16 protein-coding genes and 1 tRNA gene are annotated in these 15,818 nt (G+C 72.3%); 3 read left to right on the forward strand and 14 right to left on the reverse strand.

Going from position 1 to position 15,818, the window contains the following annotated elements:
- Positions 1–10: 10 nt before the first annotated feature.
- The 8 genes from O7604_RS05730 to O7604_RS05765 form a co-directional block, all read right to left on the reverse strand.
- Positions 11–844, reverse strand: coding sequence for an inositol monophosphatase family protein (locus O7604_RS05730; RefSeq protein ID WP_281579056.1), 834 nt, complete (start codon positions 842–844; stop codon positions 11–13).
- A 53-nt stretch (positions 845–897) separates the two neighbouring features.
- Positions 898–1,488 carry an aminoacyl-tRNA hydrolase gene (gene pth / locus O7604_RS05735; RefSeq protein ID WP_269702335.1) on the reverse strand — a complete coding sequence of 197 codons (591 nt, stop codon included), beginning with the start codon at positions 1,486–1,488 and terminating at the stop codon, positions 898–900.
- A gap of 100 nt (positions 1,489–1,588) precedes the next feature.
- The gene (locus O7604_RS05740; RefSeq protein ID WP_281579057.1) at positions 1,589–2,284 is read right to left on the reverse strand and encodes a 50S ribosomal protein L25/general stress protein Ctc; all 696 of its coding nucleotides are present in this window, start codon (positions 2,282–2,284) and stop codon (positions 1,589–1,591) included.
- A gap of 283 nt (positions 2,285–2,567) precedes the next feature.
- Positions 2,568–3,548, reverse strand: a complete 981-nt coding sequence (locus O7604_RS05745; RefSeq protein WP_013283956.1) for a ribose-phosphate diphosphokinase — start codon at positions 3,546–3,548, stop codon at positions 2,568–2,570.
- A gap of 116 nt (positions 3,549–3,664) precedes the next feature.
- Entirely contained in the window at positions 3,665–5,128 is a 1,464-nt protein-coding gene (glmU, locus tag O7604_RS05750; protein WP_332367301.1) for a bifunctional UDP-N-acetylglucosamine diphosphorylase/glucosamine-1-phosphate N-acetyltransferase GlmU, read from the reverse strand.
- Between the two features lie 102 nt (positions 5,129–5,230).
- Positions 5,231–5,302, reverse strand: a tRNA-Gln gene (locus O7604_RS05755).
- Positions 5,303–5,317: 15 nt separating this feature from the next.
- On the reverse strand, positions 5,318–6,070 hold the full coding sequence (locus O7604_RS05760) for a resolvase (protein ID WP_281579058.1): 753 nt from the start codon (positions 6,068–6,070) through the stop codon (positions 5,318–5,320).
- Positions 6,063–6,911: a helix-turn-helix domain-containing protein gene (locus tag O7604_RS05765; RefSeq protein WP_281579059.1), complete on the reverse strand. Its 849-nt coding sequence runs from the start codon at positions 6,909–6,911 to the stop codon at positions 6,063–6,065. The genes O7604_RS05760 and O7604_RS05765 overlap by 8 nt, the downstream gene beginning before the upstream one ends.
- Before the next feature lie 72 nt (positions 6,912–6,983).
- Here O7604_RS05765 and O7604_RS05770 point away from each other — a divergent pair, with 72 nt between their 5' ends.
- Complete coding sequence (locus O7604_RS05770) at positions 6,984–7,652, forward strand: TetR/AcrR family transcriptional regulator (protein WP_281579060.1); 669 nt, start codon at positions 6,984–6,986, stop codon at positions 7,650–7,652.
- 28 nt (positions 7,653–7,680) lie between these two features.
- Here the strand turns inward: O7604_RS05770 and O7604_RS05775 are convergent, their stop codons facing one another.
- The 6 genes from O7604_RS05775 to O7604_RS05800 all read right to left on the reverse strand — a co-directional run bounded on the left by O7604_RS05775 (position 7,681) and on the right by O7604_RS05800 (position 13,575).
- Complete coding sequence (locus tag O7604_RS05775) at positions 7,681–8,148, reverse strand: DUF4383 domain-containing protein (protein WP_104113785.1); 468 nt, start codon at positions 8,146–8,148, stop codon at positions 7,681–7,683.
- A 115-nt stretch (positions 8,149–8,263) separates the two neighbouring features.
- Positions 8,264–8,719 (reverse strand): DUF4383 domain-containing protein, encoded by a 456-nt coding sequence (locus O7604_RS05780; RefSeq protein ID WP_269702345.1) that lies wholly within the window; start codon positions 8,717–8,719, stop codon positions 8,264–8,266.
- 96 nt (positions 8,720–8,815) lie between these two features.
- Complete coding sequence (locus O7604_RS05785; protein WP_269702346.1) at positions 8,816–10,615, reverse strand: ABC-F family ATP-binding cassette domain-containing protein; 1,800 nt, start codon at positions 10,613–10,615, stop codon at positions 8,816–8,818.
- Between the two features lie 65 nt (positions 10,616–10,680).
- Entirely contained in the window at positions 10,681–11,634 is a 954-nt protein-coding gene (locus O7604_RS05790) for a 4-(cytidine 5'-diphospho)-2-C-methyl-D-erythritol kinase (protein WP_269702348.1), read from the reverse strand.
- An 86-nt stretch (positions 11,635–11,720) separates the two neighbouring features.
- Complete coding sequence (rsmA, locus tag O7604_RS05795) at positions 11,721–12,590, reverse strand: 16S rRNA (adenine(1518)-N(6)/adenine(1519)-N(6))-dimethyltransferase RsmA (RefSeq protein WP_269702350.1); 870 nt, start codon at positions 12,588–12,590, stop codon at positions 11,721–11,723.
- A 79-nt stretch (positions 12,591–12,669) separates the two neighbouring features.
- On the reverse strand, positions 12,670–13,575 hold the full coding sequence (locus O7604_RS05800) for a TatD family hydrolase (RefSeq protein ID WP_269702351.1): 906 nt from the start codon (positions 13,573–13,575) through the stop codon (positions 12,670–12,672).
- A gap of 81 nt (positions 13,576–13,656) precedes the next feature.
- Between O7604_RS05800 and O7604_RS05805 the strand changes: the two genes are divergently transcribed.
- Positions 13,657–14,901, forward strand: a complete 1,245-nt coding sequence (locus O7604_RS05805) for a hypothetical protein (RefSeq protein ID WP_281579061.1) — start codon at positions 13,657–13,659, stop codon at positions 14,899–14,901.
- A 61-nt stretch (positions 14,902–14,962) separates the two neighbouring features.
- Positions 14,963–15,814 carry an alpha/beta hydrolase gene (locus tag O7604_RS05810; RefSeq protein WP_269702353.1) on the forward strand — a complete coding sequence of 284 codons (852 nt, stop codon included), beginning with the start codon at positions 14,963–14,965 and terminating at the stop codon, positions 15,812–15,814.
- Positions 15,815–15,818 lie beyond the last annotated feature (4 nt).

The following is a 15,818-nucleotide window of genomic DNA, read 5'->3' on the forward strand; positions in this document are numbered from 1 at the left end:
AACGCTCAGGTTACCCGGAATGCCGCTGCAACGCTGCAAGCAACCGACTCGCGAGATCCTTGCGGCAGACCAGCAGATCCGGTAGGCGCGGGTCGGCCCCGTTGTATTTCAGCGCAGAACCGTCGATCCGGGAAGCATGCAGACCGGTGGCCGTCGCCACAGCGACCGGAGCGGCCGAATCCCACTCGTACTGACCGCCCGCGTGGATGTACGCGTCGACCTCACCGGTGACCACGGCGGCGATCTTCGCGCCCGCCGAGCCCATCGGAACCAGATGAGCGCCGACGTCCTCCGCCAGGTCGGTCAGGAAAACCGGCGGACGGCTACGGCTGGCCGCCAACCGGATGACCCGCGCGCCGGCCCCGGTGGCCGCCTCCACAGTCATCGGCGGGTACGCCGGCGGGTGGTCCGTGCCGAGCACCCGGTGCTGGGCCGGCAGGGCCACCGCGCCCGCCACCAGGCCGTGCGGCGTCGACGCGTTACGCGACCAGAGCGCCACGTGCACCGCCCAGTCCGCGCGCCCCTCCTCCGCGTACTCCCGGGTGCCGTCCAGCGGATCGATGATCCAGACCCGGTCGGCGTTCAACCGCGACGACGCCTCGTCCGTCACCTCCGCCGTCCAGGCCAGCCGCGACCCCTCGTCCTCCTCGGACAGCACCGCGTCGGCCGGCCGCCACTTCGCCAGCTCGGTCCGGATCACGTCGTGCGAGACCTTGTCCCCGGCCGACCGGAGCGCGCCCGCGTCGGCGAACCCCATCTCCGCGCGCAGGGCCGTCAGCGCCTGACCGGCCCGGGCCGCCAGCCAGCGGGCGAAGCCGCCGTCGATCATCGGAGGACTACCCATGCTGCTCCCGTCGCCCGCTCCCGTCACCAGAGCCGCAGACTACCGATCGCCGCTCAAGCCCCGTGGTAGAGGTTCTGCGTCGGTTCCACGCCCTTGAGAACGACGGACTCCACCACGTCCGCCGCGCGGTCCACCAGGAACTCCAGCTCCTTGCGCTCCGCCGAGGAGAAATCCGAGAGTACGTAGTCAGCCGGGTCCTGCCGGCCCGGCGGCCGGCCGATGCCGAACCGCACCCGCACGTAGTCCTTGGTGCCGAGCGACTTCGACATCGACCGCAGGCCGTTGTGCCCGCCCTCGCCGCCGCCGCACTTCACCCGCACCTGCCCGTACGGGATGTCCAGCTCGTCGTGCACCGCGATCACGTGCGCCGGCGGGATCTTGTGGAACTGCGCCAGCCCGGCGACCGGGCCGCCGGAGAGGTTCATGTACGTCAACGGTTTGAGCAGCACCAGCTTCGGGCCGCCGAACCCCAGCCGCCCCTCGGCGGCCTCGGCCATCGCGCGCTTGTGCCGCCCGAACTTCGCGCCCACCCGGGCCGCCAGCAGGTCGGCCACCATGAACCCGACGTTGTGCCTGTTGTTCGCGTACTCCCGGCCGGGGTTGCCCAGGCCGACCACCAGCCACGGCCCCGCCTCGTCCGTCACCCGACGCCCCTTCCCGCTCGTTCGCCCGACCAGCCGTCCCGATACGCCGACAGGCGCCCCCGGGAACCGGGGACGCCTGTCGCACAGCCTTGCGGACCGGTCAGGCCTCGGTCTTCGCCTCGGCCGGGGCCTCCTCGCCCTCGGCGGCCGGAGCGCCCTCGGCACCCTCGGCGGTCTCCTCGCCGGCCTCGGCCTCGGCCTCCTCGGTGGCCTCCTCGACCTCGGGGAGGGTGGCCTCGAGCTGCTCGGCGGTCGGAGCGGCGGTCACCGAGGCGACAGCGGTCTCCTCGTCGGTGGCCAGCTCGACGCCGGACGGCAGCTGGACGTCGGCGGCGGTGATCGTGGTGCCCGGCTCGGCGCCCTCGATCGACGCCTCCAGGTGGTCCGGCACCTTGGTCGCGTCGGCGGTCACCGACAGCGTGTCGTGGTCGTGCACGATCAGCGTGTCCTTCGCGGCCTCACCGGTCAGCTGGACCGGGACCTCGACGGTGACCTTCTCGCCGCGGCGGACCAGCAGCAGGTCCACGTGCTCGAAGGTGTCCTTGATCGGGTCACGCTGGATCGCCTTCGGCAGCGCCAGCACCTGGGTGCCGTCGCTGACCTCGATCGCGAAGAGCTGGTTCGCGCCGCCCTTGCGGATCGCGGCGGCGAACTCCCGCGCCGGAAGCGCGATGTGCTTGGGCTTCTCGCCGTGGCCGTACAGCACGGCGGGCACCTTGCCGGCCCGGCGGGTACGACGGGCACCACCCTTGCCGAACTCGGTACGGGGCTCGGCGCTGATCTTTACCTCGGACACGGGGAAACTCCTGATGCTTCGCTGCGGCGGCTTGTCGTCTGGCGGTGCTGGGGCGAGGGGCTCGCTGGGGCTAGGGTCATGAACGACCGCCCGGAGCACCGCGTCGATGACGGCGCCTCCGTGCGGTGCTTGTCAGCAGCCCGCCGGGCACCCTCGCCGTGGCAACCGCACCAGTCTACCCGAGGGATTTCCCGGCTCTCCGGCAGTCCCCCATATCACCGCTCCACCGGTTCCGCAGGGCATCGGCCCGGCCGCCGGAGCACCGGCGGCCGGACCGGCGCGCTCAGCTCAGGCCACCGAACAGGGTGGTCACCGAGCCGTCGTCGAAGACCTCCCGGATCGCCCGCGCCAGCAGCGGGGCGATCGACAGTACGGTCAGCTTGTCCAGCTGCTTCTCCGACGGCAGCGGCAGCGTGTTCGTCACGACCACCTCGCTGATCGGGCTGTTCTTCAGCCGCTCCGTCGCCGGGTCGGACAGCAGCGCGTGGGTCGAGGCGACCACGATCTCCGCCGCGCCCTGCTCCTTGAGGATGTCCGCCGCCTTGGTGATCGTGCCACCGGTGTCGATCATGTCGTCCACGATCAGGCACACCCGGCCCTCGACCTCACCGACCACCCGGTTCGCCACCACCTGGTTCGGCTTGAGCGGATCGCGGGTCTTGTGGATGAACGCCAGCGGGCAGCCGCCCAGCCGGTCGGTCCAGCGCTCCGCCACGCGTACCCGGCCCGAGTCCGGCGCGACCACAGTCATCGGCCGGCCCGCGTACTTGTGCTCCACGTACTCGGCCAGCACGTCCATCGCGAACAGGTGGTCCACCGGGCCGTCGAAGAAGCCCTGGATCTGCGCGGTGTGCAGGTCGACGGTCAGGATCCGGTTCGCACCGGCGGTCTTCAGCAGGTCGGCGATCAGCCGCGCCGAGATCGGCTCCCGGCCGCGGTGCTTCTTGTCCTGCCGCGAGTACGGGTAGAACGGCAGGACCACGGTGATCCGCTTGGCCGAGCCGCGCTTCAGCGCGTCGACCATGATCAGGGTCTCCATGACCCAGGTGTTCACGCCGTGCGTCACGGACTGCACCACGAAGGCGTCCGAACCACGGACCGAATCCTTGTACCGTACGAAGATCTCGCCGTTGGCGAAGTCGTACGCGTCGGCCGGCGTCGGCGCGACGCCGAGCACCTCACCGATCTCCTTGGCCAGCTCCGGAAAACCCCTCCCGGAGAAGAGCATCAGGCTCTTGCGGTTTTCGGCGACGATGCTGCCCATGGGCCCGTCTGCTCCCGTATGTCGGTGGTGCCCGGCGGCGGTGGGGCCGGGGACTGTTCGGTTGCAGTATGCCCCCGGTTCAGCGATCCACCCACGGCCCGGCGATCCCCGTGGAGTCAGTCACCTTCGCTTGCGGCGCCGCCCGTGTCGGGCGCACCCTCACCGGCCCGCCGCGCCGCCTCCGCGGCCTCCGTACCGGCCCGCTTGCGCAGCACCCAGCCCTCCACGTTGCGCTGCTGACCCCGCGCCACCGCCATCGCACCCGGCGGCACGTCCCCGGTGATCACCGAACCCGCAGCGGTGTACGCGCCGTCGCCCACCCGCACCGGCGCCACGAACATGTTGTCCGCTCCGGTACGCGCGTGGCTGCCGATGGTGGTGTGGTGCTTGCGTACCCCGTCGTAGTTGACGAAGACGGTCGCCGCGCCGATGTTGCTGTGGTCCCCGATCGTCGCGTCGCCCACGTACGACAGGTGCGGCACCTTCGAACCGTCACCGATCGACGCCTTCTTGGTCTCCACGAACGTGCCGACCTTCGCCTTGCGGCCCAGCCGCGACTCGGGCCGCAGGTACGCGTACGGGCCGACGCTCGCCTGCGGGCCCACCTCGGCGCCGAGCGCGTGGCTGCGCACGATGCTCGCGCCCGCCCCCACCACCGTGTCCACCAGCGTGGTGTCCGGGCCGACGAGCGCGCCCTCACCGACCACGGTGGCGCCCTGGAGCTGCGTGTTCTGGTCGATCACCGCGTCCCGCTCGACGGTCACCGTCACGTCGATCCAGGTGGTGTGCGGGTCGAGGATGCTGACCCCGGTCCGCATCCAGCCCTCGTTCACCCGGTCGCGCAGCAGCCGGCGCAGCGCGGCCAACTCGACCCGGTCGTTGCAGCCGAGCGTCTCCACGTGGTCGGCGGCGCAGTGCACCGCCACCGGCTCCCCCGCGTCGCGCAGCAGCGCGAAGACGTCGGTCAGGTACTCCTCGCCCTGGTCGTTGTCGGTGGAGAGCTTGCCCAGCGCCTCCCGCAGCCGGGCCGCGTCGAACGCGTAGATCCCCGCGTTGATCTCCCGCAGCGCGCGCTGCTGGGGGGTGGCGTCGCGCTCCTCGACGATCTGCTCCAGCTGCCCCTGCACGTCCCGCACGATCCGGCCCAGGCCGGTCGGGTCGGGCACCTCGGCGGCGAGCACCGTGGCCGCGGCCGCGGCCTCCTCGTGCGCCTCGACGAGCGCCTGGACCGTCTCCGGCCGCAGCAGCGGCACGTCCCCGTTGATCACCACGACCGTGCCGGCCGCGTCCGGCACCGCGTCCAGCGCGATGCGGACCGCGTGGCCGGTGCCGAGCTGGCGTTCCTGGAGCACCGGCGTGGCACCGGGGGCGACGTCGGACAGGTGCTCCCGGACCTGGTCGGCGCCGTGGCCGACCACGACCACGGTGCGGTCCGCGCCCAGCGGCCCGGCCGCGGCCAGGACGTGACCGAGCAGGGTACGGCCGAGCAGCGGGTGCAGCACCTTGGGCAGGGACGACTTCATCCGCTTGCCCTCACCGGCGGCGAGCACGACAACGGTGCGGAGGTGGGGCTGGGACACGACGTGGCTCCCGTCGGGACGGCGACAGTCTCGCGGTCATGCTAACCAGAGCAGCCCGCAGGTTGCCGCGTACCCCAAGAAGGGCACCTATACCTGGAATTGCTCGGCCGCCAGGATTCGAACCTGAAACACAAGAACCAAAATCTTGGGTGTTGCCAGTTACACCACGGCCGAAGGGACGCAGACAGCTTAGCGGGTGTCGTCCACCTCGGGAGGTCTCGGATCGGGGGCAGAGGCCGCGGCCATGCCCTCCACCACGCCGGTCATCCACAGGTACAGGTCGCGCGACCGCGGCACTCTCACGACGAGACATCCCCGGTAGTCCGCCCCGACATTGGTCCGCGTGGTCCGGGGATGGTGTCTCTTCAACGTCGGGCGCTGGAAACCACCGACGTCCACGCCCAGTTCGGCCGCCCACCATCGACCGGCCGCCTCGGCGTCCGCGTTCTCATGGATGGCCACGCGGTATCTCAGCTCATGGCGGCTTCGCCCGGTCGTCTCGACGAAGCGGACGAACAGTTCCACCAGGCGGATGTCGCTGTTGGTGAACGTCAGGTCGTATCGGGGATTGGCCGGTTTACTCTTCGTGCCCTCGCACATGTAGAGCACCGCACCGACGAGTAGCAGTTCCCGCGACGCGAGCGCTCCGACCCAGTCGGCCGCCCGTCTCCGCGCCTCGCACTCGGCCGCCTCGCGCAGCGTCCGCTTCCCCGCCCATCTGAGCGCACGCCGGGCACCGGCCGCCCGACGGCGCTGCGCTGCGGAGTCGGAGGAGGCGTCGAGCGGTATGTGTCCCACCCAGCGATAGGCGGTCGACTTGGCGACGCCGAGCCGGTCTGCGATCTCCCCGACGGTGCAGCCCTCCTCGCGCAGCCGATCTGCGGCCACCTTCAGCTCCGCACGCCGGCCGCGGTCACCGTTGGCATCCGGCCGATCACTCATCTCGCGCCTGTTCCACCGCGCGCCCGACTTCGGCCATCACGCCCTCGATGCGCCAGTAGAGCCACCGGCTGCGCGGAACGGTGATCACCAGGCAGCCGTGGTAGTCCGCCCCGTTGTTCCGCCGCACCGTCGCCGGATTGTGCCGCTTGAGGGTCGCCCGGCCGAACCGCGCCGGCGGAAGAGCCAGTCGCTCCACCCACCAGCGCTCCGCCGCCGCGACATCGGCGGACTCATGGATCAGGAGCCGATAGGCCGGCAGGTCGCGTTCGATCCCACAGCAGGCCAGAAACGCGAGGAACAGGGCGAGCAGCCCGGGGTCGCTGTTGACGAACTCCAACCGGCCCTGGGACCGCCAGGGCTTCGACTTGGCGCCCTCGCACCAGTAGATCGCCGCGCCCAGCATCAGCAGATCCCGCTCGCTGAGCCCGCCGACCATCACGGCCGCCCGGGCGTGTTCCGCGGCCTGCGCGGCGTCCCGCGACTCCCGGTACGCGCTCCAGCGCGCCTCCGTCATCACCTTCGAGTGCTCACGGCGCCGCTCCGCACTCGCGTCGTCGGGATCCAGCGGCAGGTGCCGCACCCACTGGTAGGCGGTCGACTTCGCCACCCCTAGCCGCACCGCGATCTCGTTGACCGACCGGCCCATCGCGCGCAGCCGCAGGGCCTCGGCACGGGCATCGTCCCGGGCTCGCGGCCGCCGGGTCCACTCCGGCGGCGGGATGCCGCGCAGCAACGCGTACACCCGGTCGCGGCCGATGCCCAGGCGAGCCCGGATCTCGGCGACGGAGAGCTGCTCGTCCACGCGTAGGCGCCGCGCCTCGGCGGCGAGCGGGTCGGTCACCGGCACAACGTAGAACGTACGTACGACAGCGGCCGGTCGGACCGGGGACGCCGCGCCTGGCAGGATGGACGGGTGACCGACGTTTCCGGCAGCGACCGCACCCGTCGGCGGCCCGTGCCGGCGACGAAGCCCTCCCGGGTGCGGATGTCCGCGACGCAGCGGCGCGAGCAGCTGATCTCGATCGCCCGGCAGATCTTCGCCGAGAAGGGCTTCGACGCGACCTCGATCGAGGAGGTGGCGGCGCGCGCCAAGGTCTCCAAGCCGGTGGTCTACGAGCACTTCGGCGGTAAGGAGGGGCTCTACGCGGTCGTGGTGGACCGGGAGGTCCGCGCTCTGCTGGACCGGATCACCACGGCGTTGACCGCGGGCAACCCGCGGGAACTGCTGGAGCAGGCCGCGTTGACGCTGCTGACCTACATCGAGGAGGAAACCAGCGGTTTCCGGGTGCTGGTCCGGGAGTCGCCGCTGATGTCGGCGACGGGCAACTTCAGCAGCGTGATGAACGACGTGGCGCACCAGGTGGAGCACATCCTGGCGGGCGAGTTCTCCATCCGGGGGTACGACCCGAAGCTGGCGGAGCTCTACTCCCAGGCGCTGGTGGGCATGGTGGCGCTGACCGGCCGCTGGTGGCTGGAGGTACGCAAGCCGCGCAAGGAGACGGTGGCTGCGCACCTGGTGAACCTGGCGTGGAACGGGTTGTCGCACCTGGAGTCGAAGCCGGGCCCGATCCCCCGCGGCTGAGGCCGCTTCAGCACACGACGACAGCCGCTCAGCGCTCGCCGATCGGGTGGTAGCGGCGCTGCCGTTCCTCCTCGGCGTGCTCGGCGGTGCCGACCTTGTCGTAGAGGCCGGTGGCGAGCAGGACCAGCCCGAACAGCAACGACACGATGACCGTCGACATCGAGAAGTTCAGGAAGTTCGCCGAGGTCTGGAGCACCGACATCATCAGGATGCCGGTGACCAGGAAGACCACGCCGGCGGTGAGGTTCATGTAGTGGCCGAGGTTGTTGCGGCGGGACGCGCCGACCAGCAGGACCGCGCCGAAGACCACCGAGACCAGCGAGAAGGCCAGGTTGGTGCGCAGGCCCAGCGCCCAGTTGCTGCCCCGGCCGAACAGTCCCTCGCCCCAGGTCAGGAAGACGCCGTAGACGCCGAAGACCAGGATGTAGAGGCCGATGAGCCCGGACAGCACCCGGTACAGCGGCCGCGCGGGGTGGTTCACCGGGAAGTGCGCCATGATGCCCTCCAGCCGTATGACTGATTCGGGGCAATTGTCGCTTGGGTTGTCCGCTCCCGTCCGGAAAACACCGAAGGCCCGGCGCGCCGCGCCGGGCCTTCGGTGGGAGACGGGATCAGAGCACCAGGCGGGCCTTCTGCCAGGCCTCGTGCTCGTCGTCGGAGCCGACCTTGCCGTACATGCCGACCATCAGGAGCACCAGCGACAGGGTCAGGACCACGACGTCGGTCATGATCGAGAAGTTGAAGATGTTGGCGTCGGTCTGCAGGAACGCCAGCGCGGCCAGGCCGATCACCATCAGCGTGTAGGCCAGCCACTGGTTGATCGCCACGTCGAGGTTGCGGCCGATCGCGGTGCCGACCAGGATCACGACGCCGAACAGCACCGACAGCAGCGAGAACGCCATGTTGGTGCCCTGGCCGAGGACCTTGGTGTCGTCCTGGGCGAGGAAGTCGTTGCCGGCGCTGGCGATGATGCCGAGGCCGCCGAAGACGACGAAGTACAGACCAACGAGCCCGCCGATCGCCCGGTAGATCGGCCGCGCGGGGTGGTTGACGGGGGTGTGGGCCATCTCTGCGTCTCCAAAGACCGTTCGGACGAGGGTTCCACCGGTGATTGTCCCGTACGCCGGTCAGTGACGCCGCACACCCCCCACCCCGGCGGCAGGTCAGCCGCCCGGCAGTTCCTCGGCGAGAGCCAGCCAGGTCTCCTCGGTGCGGTCCCGCTCGGCCCGTACCTCCTTGAGCTGTGCGTCCAGCTCGGCGACCCGGGCGTAGTCGGTGGCGTTCGCGGCGAGCTGCTCGTGCAGGCCCGCCTCCTTCTGTTCGAGCTTGGCGATCTGCCGTTCCAGCCGGTTCAGTTCCTTCTTCGTGACGCGTACCTCGGCCGCTGACATGCCCTCGCGCGCCGGCGCCGCCGTGGCCGGGGTGAGATCGGCGGGCGCCGGGCCGCCGGCCGCGGCGGCGCGTGCCAGGTACTCGTCGACGCCGCCGGGCAGGTGCACCAGCCGGCCGTCACCGAACATGCCGTACGCGACGTCGGTGACCCGCTCGATCAGGTAGCGGTCGTGGCTGGCCACGACGATCGTGCCGGGCCACGAGTCGAGCAGGTCCTCCAGCGCGGCGAGCGTGTCGGTGTCCAGGTCGTTCGTCGGCTCGTCGAGCAGGAGCACGTTGGGTTCCCCGGCGAGCAGCCGCAGCATCTGCAGGCGGCGGCGCTCGCCACCGGACAGGTCGCTCACCGGGGTCCAGAGCCGCCTGTCGTCGAAGCCGAAGATCTCGGCGAGTTGGGAGGCGCTGATCTCCCGGTCGCCGAACTGCACGCGCCGGGCCACCTCCTCGACGGCTTCCAGCACGCGCAGGTGGCCGGGAAGCTCGGCGAGTTCCTGGGACAGGAACGCGGGCCGCACGGTCTGCCCGGCGGCGAAGCGCCCACCGTCGGGGCTCGTCACCCCGGCGAGCAGCCGCAGCAGGGTGGTCTTGCCGGCGCCGTTACGGCCGAGGATCGCGACCCGGTCGCCGGGACCGACCTGCCAGGTCGTGTCGTGCAGGATCTCCTTCGGACCGGCGTACAGCCGGACGCCTTCGAGGTCGTACACCTGCTTGCCGAGCCGGGCGGTGGCGAGCCGTTGCAGCGACATGGTGTCGCGGGGTTCCGGCACGTCGGCGATGAGCGCGTTCGCCGCGTCGATGCGGAACTTGGGCTTGGAGGTGCGGGCCGGCGCCCCGCGGCGCAGCCAGGCGATCTCCTTGCGGAGCAGGTTCTGGCGGCGGGCCTCGGTGGCGGCGGCGACGCGCTGCCGCTCGACGCGGGCGAGCGTCCACGCGGCGAAGCCGCCCTCGTACGCCCGGACGGTCTGGTCGGCGACCTCCCAGGTAGTGGTGCAGACGGCGTCGAGGAACCAGCGGTCGTGGGTGACCACGACGAGCGCGCCCTTGCGGGTGACGAGGTGCCGGGCCAGCCAGTCGACGCCGCCGACGTCGAGGTGGTTCGTGGGCTCGTCGAGGACGAGCAGATCGGCGTCGCGGACGAGCAGCGCGGCGAGCGCGACCCGGCGGCGTTCCCCGCCGGACATCGGGCCGACCGGGGTGTCCAGGCCGAGGTGGGGCATGCCGAGGCCGTCGAGGATCGCGCGCACGCCGGCGTCGCCGGCCCACTCGTGTTCGGCGCCCATGCTCTCGCCGAGCCAGGCGGTGCCGAGCACCACGTCCCGCACTGTCAGTTCGGGGGCCAGGTCGAGGCGCTGCGGCAGCCAGGCCACCCGCAGGTCGCGGCGGTGCGTGACGCGGCCGTCGTCGGGTTCCTCGGTGCGGGTCAGCAGCCGCAGCAGCGTCGACTTGCCGGCGCCGTTGAGGCCGACCACACCGACCCGGTCGGCGTCGTCGAGGCCGAGCGAGACGTCGGTGAGCAGCGGCCCCGCGGCGCCGTACCCCTTGGACACCCGGTCCAGGTTGACGATGTTGGCCACTGACCCACCCCTCACGACTCAGGCGTCCCGGGGGCCCGGGACGCCTGAGTCAAGGGTACGGGGCGTCAGACCACGCGGGCGCCGGCGACCGGACCGTGCGCGACGCGGGCCTCCCGGCACACCCCGGCGGCGGTGATCTCGGCGGCGATCCGGACCGCGTCGGACTCACCGGTGGCCAGGAAGACACAGGTGGGCCCGGAGCCGGAGACGAGGCCGGCGAGCGCCCCGGCCGCCTCGCCGGCCTTGAGCGTCTCGGCCAGCGACGGGCGCATGGTCAGCGCGGCGTCCTGGAGGTCGTTGCCGAGCGTGGCGGCGAGCACCCGCGGGTCGCGCTGACGCAGCGCGGCGAGCAGCGCGTCGGTACTGCCCAGCGGCGTGCCGGCGGCTCCGGTGTCGCGCAGCCGGTCCAGTTCCCGGTACGCGGCCGGGGTGGACAGGCCGCCGTCGGCGATCGCCACCACCCAGTGCCAGGAGGTGGGGCGGGCCAGCACCGGGCTGACCGCCTCGCCCCGGCCGGTGCCGAGCGCGGTGCCGCCGTGGATCAGGAACGGCACGTCGGAGCCGAGGTCGGCGGCGATGCCGGCGAGTTCGTCGCGGGACAGCCCGGTGCCCCAGAGCGTGTCGCAGGCGACCAGCGCGGCGGCGGCGTCGGCGCTGCCGCCGGCCAGCCCGCCGGCGAGCGGGATCTGCTTGCGCAGGTGCAGCCGGGCGTGCGGGGCGACGCCCGCGTAGCCGGCGAGCGCGTGCGCGGCCCGCAGCACCAGGTTGGTGTCGTCCAGCGCCAGTTCGCCGGCGCCCTCGCCCTCCATGGTGAGGGTGAGCGTGTCGCCGCGACGGGCGGTCAGCTCGTCGTAGATGGAGATCGCGTGGTAGACGGTGTTCAGCTCGTGGTAGCCGTCACGCCGCAGCGGCCCGACCCCGAGGTGCAGGTTGACCTTGGCGGGCACCCGCACCTTCACCGGGCCGCTGGACCCGCGCCGCTGCCCGTCCTCGTCCTCCGGTCGCCATGCCTCGGTCACCGGGCGGACTCCACCGGACGTGGGCGGATGTCGAACGGCTTCGGCACGGTCAGCTCCTCGGCGAGGGGTCGGGCAACGGCGCCAGCCTACTGCTCGCCGCCGTGGGCGTCCGGGGCCGACGCGGCGATGGCGGCGAACTGCTCGACGGTGAGCGATTCGCCCCGGGCGCCCGGATCCACGCCGGCGGCGGTGAGCGCCGCGGCGGCCCGGTCCGCGCCGCCGGCCCAGCCGGCCAGGGCGGCGCGCAGCGTCTTGCGGCGCTGCGCGAACGCGGCGTCGACGACCGCGAACACGGCCTTCCGGGGTACGTCCGGCCGGGGCGGCTCGCGCCGGGTGAACGCGACCAGGCCGGAGTCGACGTTCGGCACCGGCCAGAACACGTTCGGCGGGACCTTGCCGGCGGCGCGGGAGCGGGCGTACCAGGCGAGTTTGACCGACGGGATGCCGTACACCTTGGAGCCGGGACCGGCGACGAGCCGGTCGGCGACCTCCTTCTGCACCATCACCAGGCCGTGCCGCAGCGTGGGCAGCTCGGCGAGCAGGTGCAGCACGACCGGCACGGCGACGTTGTAGGGCAGGTTCGCCACCAGCGCGGTCGGCGCCGGGCCGCCCAGGTCGGCGGCGGTGACCCGCAGCGCGTCGGCCGGGTGGACGGTGAGCCGCCCGGCGGCCTCGCCGGCGAAGCGCGCGGCGGTCTCCGGCAGCGCGGCGGCGAGCGCCAGGTCGAGTTCCACGGCGTGCACGTGCGCGGCGACGGGGAGCAGGGCGAGCGTGAGCGAGCCGAGCCCCGGGCCGACCTCCAGCGCCACGTCGTCGGGGGTGAGCCCGGCGGTGGTGACGATGCGGCGGACCGTGTTGGGGTCGTGCACGAAGTTCTGGCCGAGCTTCTTGGTCGGCGTGACGCCGAGGCGCGCGGCGAGTTCCCGGATCTCCGCCGGGCCGAGGAGTCCGGTCACGCCCCGTAGCGTAAGCGCCCCCGGCCGCGGGGAAGGAAGGGCCCCTTCTTAACGCCTCGCGATATGGAAGGGCCCCTTCTTAACGCCACGGCCCGAACGCGCGCTCACCGTTCGTGGAGATGGTGGCGCAGAGGGTGTCCAGGTCGGCCCCGGTGGTCTCGGCGAGGAAGCGGACCGTCAGCGGGATCAGGTACGACGCGTTGGGCCGTCCCCGGTGCGGCATCGGGGTGAGGTAGGGCGCGTCGGTCTCCACGAGCATCTGCTCCGGCGGGGTGACGGCGGCGGCCTCGCGCAGCGCGGCGGCGCTGCCGAACGTGACCGTGCCGGCGAAGCTGAGCAGGAACCCGCGCCGGACGCACTCGCGGGCGAAGTCGGCGTCGCCGGAGAAGCAGTGCATGACCACGGTCTCCGGGGCGCCCTCGTCGTCGACGATGCGCAGGACGTCGGCGTGCGCGTCCCGGTCGTGGATGACGAGTGCCTTGCCGTGCCGCTTGGCGATGGCGATGTGCGCCCGGAAGCTCTCCTCCTGCGCGGCGCGCCCCTCGTCGCCGGTACGGAAGAAGTCCATCCCGGTCTCGCCGACGCCGCGGACCCGGTCCCGGCCGGCGAGCGTCTCGATCTCGCGCAGCGCCTCGTCCAGGTCGGCCAGCCGGGGCGCCTCGTTCGGGTGCAGCGCGACGGTGGCGAGCACCGGGGCGTACCGGTCGGCCACGTCGGCGCTCCACCGGGACGACTCGACGTCCACCCCGACCTGCACGAGCCGGTCCACGCCGACGCGGGCGGCGACGTCGATCGCGGCGGCCACCGGGTCGTCGCCGGGGGTGCCGCCCGGCGGCGTGCCGAACTCGCCGACGGTGATGTCGAGGTGCGTGTGGCTGTCCAGCACGGGCACGGGCAGCGGCTCGGGGGCGGGCGGGAACTCCCCGGCCCGGCGGGCGGCGCGCTGCTTGCGGGTCTCGGTCTGCTCGGTCATCGCGGCCAGCATCACACACCGGCCCGGTGCGGCGTTCCCGGACCGCCACCGCCTGTTCACGTGCCCCACATCTGGCGGGCTTAGCGTCTTGGAGTGACAGTCACCGACCAGGCCGGCGGGCCCGCCTCCGACCGGGCCGGGTTGCGCGTGACGTACGGCGGCCGGGTGCACCCGGCCGAGGAGATCGCCCGGGGCGCGGCGTACGAGTTGTTCAGCGCCGACGAGGCACCCGGGTTCGAGTGGTGTCCCCGGCCCGGGGGCGGCTATCCGTGGCGCCGGTTCGTGCACGCGACCGAGGTGGACGCGGTGCACGGGGGCGCCGGGCCGGCCGACGACACGGACGCGCCGCTGCTGATGCCGGTGCACCGGGACCGGGGCTGGGCGTACGTACACCGGCTCAGCCAGCAGCCTGGTGCGGCGGCCGATCCGACGCTGGCCGCGGTACGGGCGTCGGCGGTGATCCGGCCCGGTACCCGGATGGTGAAGGTGCTCTCGGCCCGGCAGTTCGCCGGGTACGTGCGGGGCTGGCTGCCGCACGGCTTCTGCTACCGGGAGCACGACGTGGCGCACCTGCGGACACCGGCCGGGATGGCGGTGCTGCGGGGCGATTCCGAGGGCGGTGACGTGGCGTACGCGCTGCGCTGGCGGGCCGCCGACCCGGCCGACTACGACGTGCCGGTGGGCGCGGCGCACCGGGGGCTGATGGCGTTGCCGCCCCGGGACCGGCTCGGGCCGCCGGTGCTCGGTACCGGGTTCGTGCCGAGCAGCGCGCAGCTCGTGCCGGAGTTCGTCACCCGGGAGTTCGCCGACCTGCCGATGCCGGCGAACGCCACGCTGCTGGCCTACCCGGCCGAGGGGGTGGAGGTGGTGCTCTACACCTACCAGGCGGAGCAGCGGGGCTGGCTGCGCCTGGCGGGTCCGCAGTGGCGGCACCTGCTCGCCGCGGTGCCCGGGCTTTCCGCCGACCAGGAGTACGTGCCGACCGGCGACGCGCCGCGCTCCACCCGGCTCGTCGGCACGTACGCGGGTTCGGAGTACGAGGCGGTGGCCGACCAGCCGGGCGGGTTCCGGGTGCTGGCGATGACCCGGGCGGCCCGGTACCCGGTGGACGCGGCGGCCCGCCGGGTGCGCACGGCGGCGTGGCGCGGCGCGCCGTGCCTGGTGCTGCGGGAGGAGGGCGGCTGGTTGCGGTTGCGGCTGCGCCGCCCGGATCCGGACGCGGTGGCCGCGACGGGTGCGCAGTGTCTGGAACGTGGCGTGTACGAGGTCTGGGCGCCGGGCGCCGAGCTGACCGACGACCGCGTGGTGGACCTGCCGTATCCGGCCCGGCACGCATAGACGGGGGCACGTCGGGAAGGCGTGGGGCGTCCGAGAAACCCGCGCGAGGGGGAATCCCGACATGCCTTTCGTCACCGTCGGTACGGAGAACTCCGCACCCATCGACCTGTACTACGAGGATCACGGTTCCGGTCAGCCGATCGTGCTGATCCACGGTTTCCCGTTCAACGGGGCGACCTGGGAGAAGATGAGCGGTCCGCTGCTGAACGCCGGATACCGGGTGATCACGTACGACCGGCGGGGGTTCGGCAACTCCGCCCAGCCGGCCATGGGCTACGACTACGACACGTTCGCCGCCGACCTGGACGTGTTGATGACCGAGCTGGACCTGCGCAACGCGATCCTGGTCGGGCATTCCATGGGCACCGGTGAGGTGACCCGCTACCTGGGCGCGTACGGGTCGGACCGGGTGGACCGGGCCGTCATGATGGCCCCGTTGGCGCCGTACCTGCTGAAGGCGCCCGAGGACCCGGAGGGCGTCGACAAGAGCATGTTCGAGGGGTTCCAGAAGGCGATCATCCAGGACCGGTTCGCCTACCTGACCCAGTTCTGCGACGCGTTCTTCAACGCCAGCGAGAACCGGGGGAAGCTGGTCAGCGACGAGGCGTACCACGCGCACTGGCAGATCGGCGCGCAGGCGTCGGCCAAGGGCACCCACGACTCGGTGGACGCCTGGCAGACCGACTTCCGCGGTGACCTGCCGAACATCGACGTGCCGGTGCTGATCATCCAGGGCGACAAGGACAACGTGCTGCCGTACCCGGTGACGGGCCAGCGGCTGGTGAACATGCTGCCCGACGCCAAGCTGGTCACGCTGAAGGGTGCGCCGCACGGCACGCCGTGGACCCATCCCACCGAGGTCAACAAGGCCATCATGGAGTTCATCGGCAAGCCGAGCATGGCGACCGCCTGACCCG

Origin of the sequence: Micromonospora sp. WMMA1947 (genome assembly GCF_027497355.1) — a bacterium.
In the GTDB taxonomy this organism is placed as follows: domain Bacteria; phylum Actinomycetota; class Actinomycetes; order Mycobacteriales; family Micromonosporaceae; genus Micromonospora.

Excerpts from the sequence above, each read along its gene's own strand:
- O7604_RS05730 (WP_281579056.1), bottom strand. The coding sequence starts at position 844 with ATGGGTAGTCCTCCGATGATCGACGGCGGCTTCGCCCGCTGGCTGGCG.
- O7604_RS05745 (WP_013283956.1), bottom strand. The coding sequence starts at position 3,548 with ATGGGCAGCATCGTCGCCGAAAACCGCAAGAGCCTGATGCTCTTCTCC.
- O7604_RS05760 (WP_281579058.1), bottom strand. The coding sequence starts at position 6,070 with ATGAGTGATCGGCCGGATGCCAACGGTGACCGCGGCCGGCGTGCGGAG.
- O7604_RS05775 (WP_104113785.1), bottom strand. The coding sequence starts at position 8,148 with ATGGCGCACTTCCCGGTGAACCACCCCGCGCGGCCGCTGTACCGGGTG.
- O7604_RS05780 (WP_269702345.1), bottom strand. The coding sequence starts at position 8,719 with ATGGCCCACACCCCCGTCAACCACCCCGCGCGGCCGATCTACCGGGCG.
- O7604_RS05800 (WP_269702351.1), bottom strand. The coding sequence starts at position 13,575 with ATGCTGGCCGCGATGACCGAGCAGACCGAGACCCGCAAGCAGCGCGCC.
- O7604_RS05810 (WP_269702353.1), top strand. The coding sequence starts at position 14,963 with ATGCCTTTCGTCACCGTCGGTACGGAGAACTCCGCACCCATCGACCTG.